This is a genomic window from Hydrogenophaga sp. (assembly GCF_031426985.1).
Taxonomy (GTDB): Bacteria; Pseudomonadota; Gammaproteobacteria; order Burkholderiales; family Burkholderiaceae_C; genus Hydrogenophaga.
Genome location: NZ_JASJOY010000217.1, coordinates 1 through 10,109 on the forward strand (window position 1 = coordinate 1; position 10,109 = coordinate 10,109).

The window sequence follows — 10,109 nt, forward strand, 5'->3', positions numbered from 1 at the left end:
GGAGCAGCCCACGCCCTGGTCGACCCAGCGCACCACGTAACCCAGGATGCCCTGGATGTTGTTGTCCAGTTCGGCCTGCTTTTCGGCCTCGGTCCAGTTCGGGTTGGCGCTCACCGGCACGGTCAGCAGGCCGGTCAGCAGGTCGTCGCGCAGCTTGTCGGCCTTGACCTTCTCCAGCTCCTTCTGCACGTCGGACACCAGCACCTGGTGGTAGTGCAGGGCGTGCAGCGTGGCGCCGGTGGGCGAGGGCACCCAGGCGGTGTTGGCACCGGCCTTGGGGTGGCCGATCTTCTGCTTCATCATCTCGGCCATCAGGTCGGGCATGGCCCACATGCCCTTGCCGATCTGCGCCTTGCCGCGCAGGCCGCAGGACAGGCCCACCAGCACGTTGTTCTGCTCGTAGGCCGCGATCCAGGCGCTGCTTTTCATGTCGCCCTTGCGGATCATGGGGCCGGCCTGCATGGCGGTGTGCATCTCGTCGCCGGTGCGGTCCAGGAAGCCGGTGTTGATGAAGGCCACGCGGCTGGCCGCGGCTTCGATGCAGGCCTTGAGGTTGACGGAGGTGCGGCGCTCCTCGTCCATGATGCCCAGCTTGACTGTGCTGTCGGCCAGGCCCAGCACCTGCTCGACGCGGCCGAACAGTTCGCAGGCGAAGGCCACTTCCTTGGGGCCGTGCATCTTGGGCTTGACGATGTAGACCGAGCCCTTGCGCGAGTTGCGGATCGCGTCTTTCTTGCTCTTCTTGATGTCGTGCATGGCGATGGTGGTGGTGACCATCGCGTCCAGGATGCCTTCGGGGATCTCTTTGCCTTCGGCGCCCCACAGCACGGCGGGGTTGGTCATCAGGTGGCCCACGTTGCGCACGAACATGAGCGAGCGGCCGTGCAGGCGCACGGTCTTGCCGTTGGCGCCGGTGTACTCGCGGTCGGCGTTCAGGCCACGCGTGAGCGTCTTGCCGCCCTTCTCGAACGACTCGACCAGCGTGCCCTGCAGGATGCCCAGCCAGTTGCGGTAGGCCAGCACCTTGTCTTCGGCGTCCACCGCGGCCACGGAGTCTTCCAGGTCCAGGATGGTCGACAGCGCGGCTTCGACCACCAGGTCGCTCACGCCGGCGGCGTCGCTCTTGCCGATGGCGGTGGCGCGGTTGATCTGGATTTCCAGGTGCAGGCCGTTGTGCTTGAGCAGCACGGCGCTGGGGGCCTTGGCCTCGCCCTGGAAGCCGATGAACTGGGCCTTGTCGGCCAGCTTGCTGGTGCCGCCTTCGGCCAGGCCGACGACCAGCTCACCGTCCTTGTTGACCTTGTAGCCGGTCGAACCGACGTGCGAACCCTTCTTCAGCGGGGCGCAACGGTCGAGCACATAGCGCGCGTATTCGATGACCTTGGCGCCGCGCTTGGGGTTGTAGCCACCCTTCTTGCCCACCTTCTCGCAACCCTTGTCTTCGCTGATCACGTCGGTGCCGTACAGCGCGTCGTACAGGCTGCCCCAGCGCGCGTTGGCGGCGTTCAGCGCGTAGCGGGCGTTCAGGATGGGCACCACCAGCTGCGGGCCGGCCTGGGTGGCCAGCTCGTCGTCCACGTTCTTCGTGGTGGCCTTGACCTTCCTGGGCTCGGGCACCAGGTAGCCGATGGTTTCCAGGAACTGGCGGTAGGCCACCATGTCGCGCACCGGGCCGGGGTTGGCGCTGTGCCAGGTGTCCAGCTCGGTCTGCAGGCGGTCGCGCTCGGCCAGCAGGGCGGCGTTCTTCGGGGCCAGGTCGGCCACGATGCTGTCGAAGCCCTTCCAGAAACTCTCGGCGCTCACGCCGGTGCCGGGCAGGACCTGCTCGTTGATGAACTGGTACAGGTCGGTGGAAACCTGCAGACCGTGGACTTGGGTGCGATCAGACATCGAATGACTCCTAGAAAAACAAAACAAGTGGCAATGAGGGGCGTCAGGTCAAGACGCGAAGCGGCGCAGGGGGGTGTTCATAGCATTTCGAGCACATCGCGCAGGTTCGTGGCCGTGCGGGTCGGCTGGGTGTCCAGCTCTTCAAACGGCAGATTCTGCCGGTTCACCCACAGCGTGCGGTAGCCGAACCAGGTCGCGGCCAGCGCGTCCCAGGCGTTGCTGCTGACGAACACGATCTGGCGGCGGGGCAGGCCCGTGGCCTGCTCGCCCAGCGCATAGGCGTCGGGGTGGGTTTTGTACTTGCGGATGCCGTCCACGCTGATCACGTGGTCGAGCAGGCCGTCGAGCCCGGCGCTGCGCACCGCGATGCCAAGCATCTGCGGCTCGCCGTTGCTCAGGATGCCGGTGACGATGCCGCGGCTCTTGAGCGCCTGCAGCACCTCGCGGTTTTCGGGGAAGGCGCTGAGGCTGCGGTACTGGTTCATCAGCTGCGTGGCCCTGGCCTCGTAGGCCGCCCAGTCGCCGCGCGCCGCCGGCTCGACCAGCTTGATCGCGTAGGCCAGCGCGGCCTGGGTCAGTTCCCAGAACGGGCGGTAGTGCGCACCGTGGTCGCTGGTGGTCACCAGGCGCGTGTATTCGATCTGCTTGTCGCGCCAGACGGTGGCCAGCCGCGCGCCCTGGCCGGGGAACAGCTGTTCGGCCAGCAGGCCCACGCTGTAGACATCGAACAGCGTGCCAAAAGCGTCAAAGAGCACCGCGCGAGGTTTTTCCATGCCCGCACTGTATTCGAGACTTGTGGCTTGATTCGTCGGCTATTTTTGGGTTTATCTGTGACTTTTATGGATGTAATCATCCGGCGGCAGCGCGACCTATCATGGCAAGCGCCATGTCCCGCCCGCTCGACGCCTACAACCTGCAGCTGTTCACCGCCGTGGCGCGCGAAGGCTCGATCGCCCGCGCCGCCGCGTGCGAGCACATCGCCCCCTCGGCCCTGAGCCGCCGCCTGGCCGACTTGGAGGCCGCGCTCGGCGGGGCGCTGCTGGTGCGTTCGCCGCGCGGCATCGCCCTGACGGACGCCGGGCGCCTGGTGCTGGCCCGGGCCGAACGCATCGACCACGAACTGCAGCAACTCGCCGGCGACGTGCAGGCCCTGGGCGACGAGGTGGCCGGCACCGTGCGCCTCTGGGCCAACCCCTCGGCCGTGATCGGTGCCCTGCCCGAGCGCCTGCAGGCGCTGCACGGGCGTTACCCGCGCGTGAGCGTGCGCCTGCAAGAAGGCAACACCGCCGATGTGCTGCGCGCCTGCCTGGACGACCGCGCCGACGTGGGCGTGGCGGTGCAGACCGACGCGCCGCCGGGCATCGAGACCTGGGCCTTTGCGGACGACCCGCTCATGGTCGTTCTCCCCGCCGGCCACCCGCTGGCGCGCCAGCGCACGCTGAGCTTTGCCCAGGTGCTGGACCACCCGCTGGTGGGCGTGCAGGTCGGCGGTTCGCTGCACCAGACCCTGAGCCAGCGCGCCGCCGCGCTGCACCGGCCTATCTCGTTTGCGGTCACCGTCAACAGCTTCGACGCGGTGTGCCGCATGGTCGAGGCGGGCCTGGGCATCGCGGTCGTGCCGGCCAGCGCCGCCTCGGCCTACGCCGGCACCCGCCGTTTCGTGCGCCGCGCGCTCGACGAGGCCTGGGCGGAGCGCCAGCTGTGCGTGTACGCGCTGCGCAAGACGCCGCGGCTGCGCGCGGTGCAGGCGCTGATCGAGGCCTTGCGGGCGCCGGCCTGACCCGCTGCGCGGGGGGCGGTGGGGTGGAAGGCCTCAGTGCATCCAGCCTTGCCACAGCGTCCACAGGCCGCCGGCCACCAGCAGCCCGCCCACGGCCTGACCGGCCCAGACCTGGGTGCGCCCGCTGCCCCGCAGCCAGGCCTTGACGTGCACACCGCCCAGCGCCACCGCGCCGTAGACCGCCAGTTGTGTCGCCGCGATGATGGCCCCCATCGCCACGGCCTGCGCGGCGAGCGGGCCGTGTTCGGGGCGCGCGAACTGCGGGAACACCGCCACCATGAACAGGTAGGCCTTGGGGTTGAGCAGGCAGGTCAGCAGCCCCTGGCGGAAGGTCGCGGCCAGCGGGCGTGACGGCGCGGCACCCAGCTCGCCCAGCGCCGCTGCGCCACGCACCAGCGACCCGCCGATCCACACCAGGTACAGCGCCCCGGCGCTGAGCAGCAGGGGGAACAGGCCGGGCACCGCCTGCAGCGCCAGGCCCACGCCCAGGCTGGCCATCGCGGTGTGCACCACCCCACCGGCCACCACGCCGGCGATGGCGGCCAGCCCCCCTTTGAGACCGTCCACCAGCGTGCTGCCGAGCACGAAGGCCATGTCCATGCCCGGCAGCGCGATGATGCCGAGCACCAGCAGAAAGAACAGCCAGAGGTGGGCCGTGTGGGCCAGGGTGAACCATGTCATGGGGTGGGCGGATGTCTTGTTGAGGTGGGGCCATGGTGCCTGCCATAACATGCCACCTCATGTCATGTATGAGAACGCCGCCCCCAAAACCCAGGATGAAACAACCCCCACGCGCTCTTCGTTCGCTGCCCCCCGAGGGGGCGCACCAGCGGTTTCGGGCGGCCGGGCGCCACTGACATGAAAGCCAGCCGCCTGTTGTCCATCCTGATGCTCCTGCAAGCGCAGGGCCGCCTGAGCGCGCCCGTGCTGGCGCGGTCGCTGGAGGTGTCGGTGCGCACCGTCCTGCGCGACATCGACCAGCTCTCGGCGGCCGGTGTGCCTATCTGGGGCGAACGCGGGCGCCAGGGGGGCTTTCAGCTGCGCGAGGGCTGGAGCACGCAGCTCACCGGGCTGACCGAGCCCGAGTCGCAGGCGCTGCTGCTCGCGGGCCTGCCGGGCGCCGCCACCGACCTGGGGCTGGGCGCGCCAGCGGCCTCGGCACGACTGAAGCTGGTGGCCAGCCTGCCGCCCGAATGGCGCGAGCAGGCCGACCGCGTGGGCGCGCGCCTGCACATCGATCCGGTGGACTGGTACCGCGTGCGCGAAACGCCCGACCACCTGCGCGAGGTGGCCCAGGCGGTGTGGCAGGCGCAGCGCATCGCCGTGCGCTACGAAAGCTGGCGCGGCCAGGCCGAACGCGTGCTCGAACCGCTGGGCCTGGTGCTCAAGGCCGGCACCTGGTACCTGGCGGCGCGCACCCAGGGGAGGACCGAGGCGCGCACCTACCGCCTGGGCGCGATCCGGTCGCTGCGCACCACCGGCACCCGCTTCAAACGCCCGGCCGGCTTCGACCTCGCCCACCACTGGCAGGCGTCGGCCGCGCGGTTCGAGGCCGGGCTGCAGCGCTTGCAGGTGCGCGTGGCCGTGTCGCCGCGGGCCATGGGCTGGCTGTTGAACGCGCGCACGCCGTTCGCGCGTGTGCCCGATGCACCGGCCGGCCCGGCGCGCGAAGGCTGGACCGTGGTGCTGCTGTCCATTGAGTCCATCGAACACGGCGCACGCCACCTGCTGGGTTTCGGTGCGGAGGTCGAGGTGCTGGCGCCCGTGGCCCTGCGCCGGGCGCTGCGCGAGCAACTGGCGGCCACCCAGGCGCTGTACGCCTAGGCGCAGACGCTCAGGGTCTTTCCGGACATCGCGCCACGGCATGCCCCCTGTGCCGAACCGGCGCTGGCGCTGCGACGGGACCGCCCCTAGAGTGCGCTGCCATGTCCCACGCGCCTGCACCGACCGACACCCTCCGTTTCGACGGCCGCCTGCTGTTCCTGAGCACCGATCCGGCCCTGGTCACCGCCCAGCTCGCCGGGCGCGACCTGGCGCTGGTCGAGGCCGGGCCGCTGCGCGAGAGCGTGTCCACCGACGAGATCACGCCCATCCCGGTGCTGGTGCATTTCGACGATGAGCTGGGCCGCCACCCCTACGTGGGCTTCAAGGCCGGTGACCAGCTGCCCATCGGCGTCAACGCGGTGCGGCAGGGGCGCTTTGTCGTCACGGTGGCGGGCGCGCGCTACGGCAAAGGCTCGTCGCGCGAGCACAGCCCGGTGGCCGAGCGCGCGGCCGGCATCCGGCTGGTGATCGCCGAGAGCTTCGAGCGCATCTACCGCCAGAACGCCGACAACGTGGGCCTGTTCACCTCGACCGATTTCAGCCTGGTCGAGCGCATCCAGCGCGGCGAGCCGATTCCGCTGGACGAGCTGGTGGCCGGGCGCGATGCGCTGGCCGCCAGCGTCCTGCGGCACGGCGGGCTGCTGCGCTTCGGCCGCGCGCGCATGGCCGGCGCGGCGCCCGTGCCGCTGCCCCCGCACGAAGCTGCCCCGAAAACCCTGTTCCAGAAAATCCTTGAACGCCACCTGCTCGCCACGCCCGACACCGGCGATGCGCTGGTGCCGGGGCAGGGAGCCTTTGTGCGCGCCGACCGCCGCTTCATCCACGAGTACTACACCGGCATGTGCGCCCACTTGCTGGACCACAGCTTCGGCGACGGCCTCGCGCTGCACGACCCCGGCAGCATCCTCGCGTTCGAAGACCACCTGTCCTACGCCGACCGCAGCCCGGTGCACCTGGGGCAGAACCTGCTGGGCCACGCGCGCCACCTCTCGCGGGCGCACCGCGCCTTCGTGCGGCGCCACGGCCTGCGCCAGCACGGCTACCTGGCCGGCGACCCGCTGGACCCCGAAGGCACCGTCTGGGGTGCGGGCTCCGAAGGCATCTCGCACGCCCTGGTGGCCGAGCGGTACGCGCTGCCGGGCCAGCTGATCGTGGGCACCGATTCGCACACGCCGCACAGCGGTGCGCTGGGTTGCGTGGCCTTCGGCGTGGGCACCACCGACATGGCCAACGCCTTCGTCACCGGCGCCGTGCGCCTGACCGTGCCCGAGGTGCTGCGCGTGGAATTGAACGGTGTGCTGCCCGCCGGCGTGAGCGCGAAAGACGTGGTGCTGCACCTGCTGGCGCGTGCCGACATCCGCGCCGGCGCCGGTGTGGGCAAGGTGTTCGAATTCGCCGGGCCTGTCGTGGCGGCCCTGTCCACCGACGAGCGCACCACGCTGACCAACATGACGGCCGAGCTGGGCGGTTTCACCGGCCTGGTCGCGCCCGACGCCGAGACCGTGCGTTTCCTGCGCGAACGCCGCGGCGTGGACTTCCGTGTAGAGCCCTGGATGTGCAGCGACCCCGGCGCGGCGTATGCGCAGGTGATCGGTGTGGACTGTTCGGTGCTCAGCCCGATGGTGGCGCGGCCGGGCGACCCCGGCCACGGCGTGCCGCTGGCCGAACTGGGCGAACGCGTGAAGCCGCAGATCGTCTACGGCGGTTCGTGCACCGCGGGCAAACGCGAGGACTTCGACGCCTACCACGCGGTGCTGGCCTGGGCCGCGGCGCGCGGGCTGAAGGTGCCCGAGGGCGTGACGCTGTACCTGCAGTTCGGCACCGCCGACGTGCGCGCGTATTGCGAGCAGCGGGGTTACCTCGCCGCGTTCGACGCCGTGGGCGCGCAGCTGCTGGCCCCGGCCTGCGGCGCCTGCGCCAACTGCGGTCCGGGCTCGTCCACCGAGGCCACGCAAGTGACGATCAGCGCCATCAACCGCAACTTCCCCGGCCGCAGCGGCCCGGGCCAGGTCTGGCTGACCAGCCCGGCCACGGTGGCGGCCAGCGCCATCGCGGGCGAGCTGGTGTCGTTCGCCGAGCTGCAACAAAGAGCATGAAGCACCCCCGCGCCGCCTTCGGCGTCACCCCCTCAAGGGGGCGCCATCTGCGGCCCGGCAGAGCCGGTTCCGCGCTGGCCTGGGCTGGGTGTGTTGCTCAAGTGCTCCAGCAGCAACCGCGCCGCGGGCGTGAGCGCTCCCGCGCCCCGAAAGCAGATCGCGAACTCGCGTTCGGCCCAGGGCTCATCCAGCGGCACCACGCGCAGGCCATAGGCCGCCGCGCGCGGCAGCGCGACCTCCATCGGGATCACGCTGATCGCCAGCTGGGTGCGCACCACGCGCAGCGCGGCCTCGAAGTCGGTCACGATCATGCGGTACTTGAGGTGCCGGCCCATCTCGGCCGCGGCGCGCACCATCAGCGCCTGCACCGCGCTGTTGACCGGCAGGCCCACGTAGTCCCAGTCCAGCGCCTCGGCAAAACGCAGCCGCTCGCGGCCGGCCAGCGGGTGGTTGGCGGGCATCACCAGGCCCAGCCGGTCTTCGCGGTAGGGCGCGCTGTCGAGCCCGCGCAGGTCGGCGCCGTGCGGGCTTTTCCAGCAGATGCCCAGCGAGGCCACGCCGTCGCGGATGCCCTGCACCACCTGCGGGCTGGTGCGTACCTCCAGCTCCACGCGAATGCCTTCGTGCTCGGGCATGGCCAGGAAGTCGGCCACGTCGTCGGCCAGCTGCTCGGCCATGACGGACGCCGTGGCCAGCACCCGCACCTGGCCGCGCACCCCGGCCGCGAACGCGGCCATGTCGCGTTCGATGCGCTGCGCGCCCAGCAGCAGTTCGCGCGCGTGCTCCAGCAGGCTCTCGCCGGCCGGCGTCGGCTCCACGCCGTGGCGGCGGCGCACCAGCAGCGGCGTGCCCAACTGCTCTTCCAGCTGGGCCAAGCGCTTGCTCACCGCGCTGCCCACCAGGCTGGCGTCGGCGGCGGCGCGGGCGATGTTGCGGGTGTCGCACACGGCGACGAACAGGCGCAGGCTGGTCAGGTCAAGGTCGCGCATGGTGTTCCATTTGGGAATGTTTCGGGTTCCAAAATACCGCTTTACGGCATTTTGGTGAATCCTAAACTCCACCTACTCGGACAGATCCGGACTGGAGACGACACATGAACACCATCACGATCCGCGAAGTGGGCCTGCGCGACGGCCTGCAGAGCATCGCCCGCGTGCTGCCCACCGAACACAAGCTCAGCTGGATTCGCCAGGCCTATGAAGCCGGCCAGCGCGAGATTGAGGTCGGCTCCTTCGTGCCGGCGCGCCTGCTGCCGCAGCTGGCCGACACCGCCGAACTGGTGGCCTTCGCCAAGACCCTGCCGGGGCTGGTCACCTCCGTGCTGGTGCCCAACCTCAAGGGCGCCGAGCGCGCGCTGGAGACCGGCGCGCACCTGATGGTGATGCCGCTGTCGGCCAGCCACGCGCACAGCCTGGCCAACCTGCGCAAGACGCCCGACGAGGTGGTGGCCGAGGTGGCGCGTATCCGCGCCCTGCGTGACGCCACGGGTTCGTCCTGCATCATCGAAGGCGGCGTGGGCACGGCCTTCGGCTGCACCATCCAGGGCGAGGTGAAAGAGAGCGAAGTGCTGCGCCTGATGCAGGCCCTGCTGGACGCCGGCGCCGACCGCGTCAGCCTGGCCGACACCGTGGGATACGCCGACCCGGCCCAGGTGCAGCGCCTGTTTGAAAAGGCCCGCGCCCTGGTGGGCGAGCGCCTGTGCTGCGGCCACTTCCACGACACGCGCGGCCTGGGCCTGGCCAACGTCTACGCCGCTTGGCAGACCGGCGTGACCCGCTTCGACGCCTGCCTGGCCGGCATCGGCGGCTGCCCGCACGCGCCCGGCGCCAGCGGCAACGTGGCCACCGAAGACCTGGCCTACCTGTTCGCCAGCATGGGCCAGCCCACCGGGTTGGATTTCGACCGCCTGCTCGCGCTGCGCACCGAGGTGGCGCAGTGGTTCGAAGGCGAGACCCTGGCCGGCAGCATCTGGAAAGCCGGTCTGCCCAAGACGATGTTGCCCGCCGGGCAGACCCCCACGATGGTGTGTGCATGATGGGCGCCCCGAACACCGCATCCGAACCCATGAACGACGAGTCCACCGCCCCCGCTTCCACCGCCCCGCAGCCGCTCAAGGGCCTGCGCGTGGTCGAATTCACCCACATGGTCATGGGCCCCACCTGCGGCATGGTGCTGGCCGACATGGGGGCCGAGGTCATCAAGGTCGAGCCCATCGATGGCGACCGCACGCGCCACCTGCTGGGATCGGGCGCGGGCTTCTTTCCCATGTTCAACCGCAACAAGAAGAGCATCGCGATCGACCTGCACACGCCCGAGGGCGCGGCGGTGGCGCGCAAGCTCGCCGCGAGTGCGGACGTGGTGGCCGAGAACTTCAAGCCCGGCACCATGAAGAAATACGGGCTCGATTACGAAGCCTTGAGCCAGGTGAATCCGCGCTGCATCTATGTGAGCCACAAGGGCTTTCTGCCCGGCCCCTACGACCACCGCACCGCGCTCGACGAGGTGGTGCAGATGATGGG

9 protein-coding genes are annotated in these 10,109 nt (G+C 70.3%); 5 read left to right on the forward strand and 4 right to left on the reverse strand.

Annotation, left to right across the window (positions count from 1 at the left end):
* On the reverse strand, positions 1–1,890 hold a 1,890-nt coding region (locus RMP09_RS21945; protein ID WP_310568101.1), incomplete at its 3' end, for a malate synthase G.
* A gap of 77 nt (positions 1,891–1,967) precedes the next feature.
* Positions 1,968–2,663, reverse strand: coding sequence for a haloacid dehalogenase type II (locus RMP09_RS21950; RefSeq protein WP_310568102.1), 696 nt, complete (start codon positions 2,661–2,663; stop codon positions 1,968–1,970).
* A gap of 113 nt (positions 2,664–2,776) precedes the next feature.
* On the opposite strand from RMP09_RS21950, the gene RMP09_RS21955 reads away from it, so the two are divergent.
* Positions 2,777–3,670, forward strand: a complete 894-nt coding sequence (locus tag RMP09_RS21955) for a LysR family transcriptional regulator (RefSeq protein ID WP_310568103.1) — start codon at positions 2,777–2,779, stop codon at positions 3,668–3,670.
* Positions 3,671–3,703: 33 nt separating this feature from the next.
* Here the strand turns inward: RMP09_RS21955 and RMP09_RS21960 are convergent, their stop codons facing one another.
* The gene (locus RMP09_RS21960; protein ID WP_310568104.1) at positions 3,704–4,351 is read right to left on the reverse strand and encodes a LysE family translocator; all 648 of its coding nucleotides are present in this window, start codon (positions 4,349–4,351) and stop codon (positions 3,704–3,706) included.
* A gap of 177 nt (positions 4,352–4,528) precedes the next feature.
* Here RMP09_RS21960 and RMP09_RS21965 point away from each other — a divergent pair, with 177 nt between their 5' ends.
* Complete coding sequence (locus RMP09_RS21965) at positions 4,529–5,494, forward strand: YafY family protein (RefSeq protein ID WP_310568105.1); 966 nt, start codon at positions 4,529–4,531, stop codon at positions 5,492–5,494.
* A 101-nt stretch (positions 5,495–5,595) separates the two neighbouring features.
* Positions 5,596–7,590 (forward strand): aconitase family protein, encoded by a 1,995-nt coding sequence (locus RMP09_RS21970; protein ID WP_310568106.1) that lies wholly within the window; start codon positions 5,596–5,598, stop codon positions 7,588–7,590.
* Between the two features lie 32 nt (positions 7,591–7,622).
* On the opposite strand, the gene RMP09_RS21975 is transcribed toward RMP09_RS21970, so the two are convergent.
* Positions 7,623–8,579, reverse strand: a complete 957-nt coding sequence (locus tag RMP09_RS21975) for a LysR family transcriptional regulator (RefSeq protein ID WP_310568107.1) — start codon at positions 8,577–8,579, stop codon at positions 7,623–7,625.
* Between the two features lie 104 nt (positions 8,580–8,683).
* Here RMP09_RS21975 and RMP09_RS21980 point away from each other — a divergent pair, with 104 nt between their 5' ends.
* Positions 8,684–9,625 (forward strand): hydroxymethylglutaryl-CoA lyase, encoded by a 942-nt coding sequence (locus RMP09_RS21980; protein WP_310568108.1) that lies wholly within the window; start codon positions 8,684–8,686, stop codon positions 9,623–9,625.
* Between the two features lie 29 nt (positions 9,626–9,654).
* Positions 9,655–10,109, forward strand: a 455-nt coding sequence (locus RMP09_RS21985) for a CoA transferase (protein ID WP_310568109.1), incomplete at its 3' end; no start/stop codon positions are given.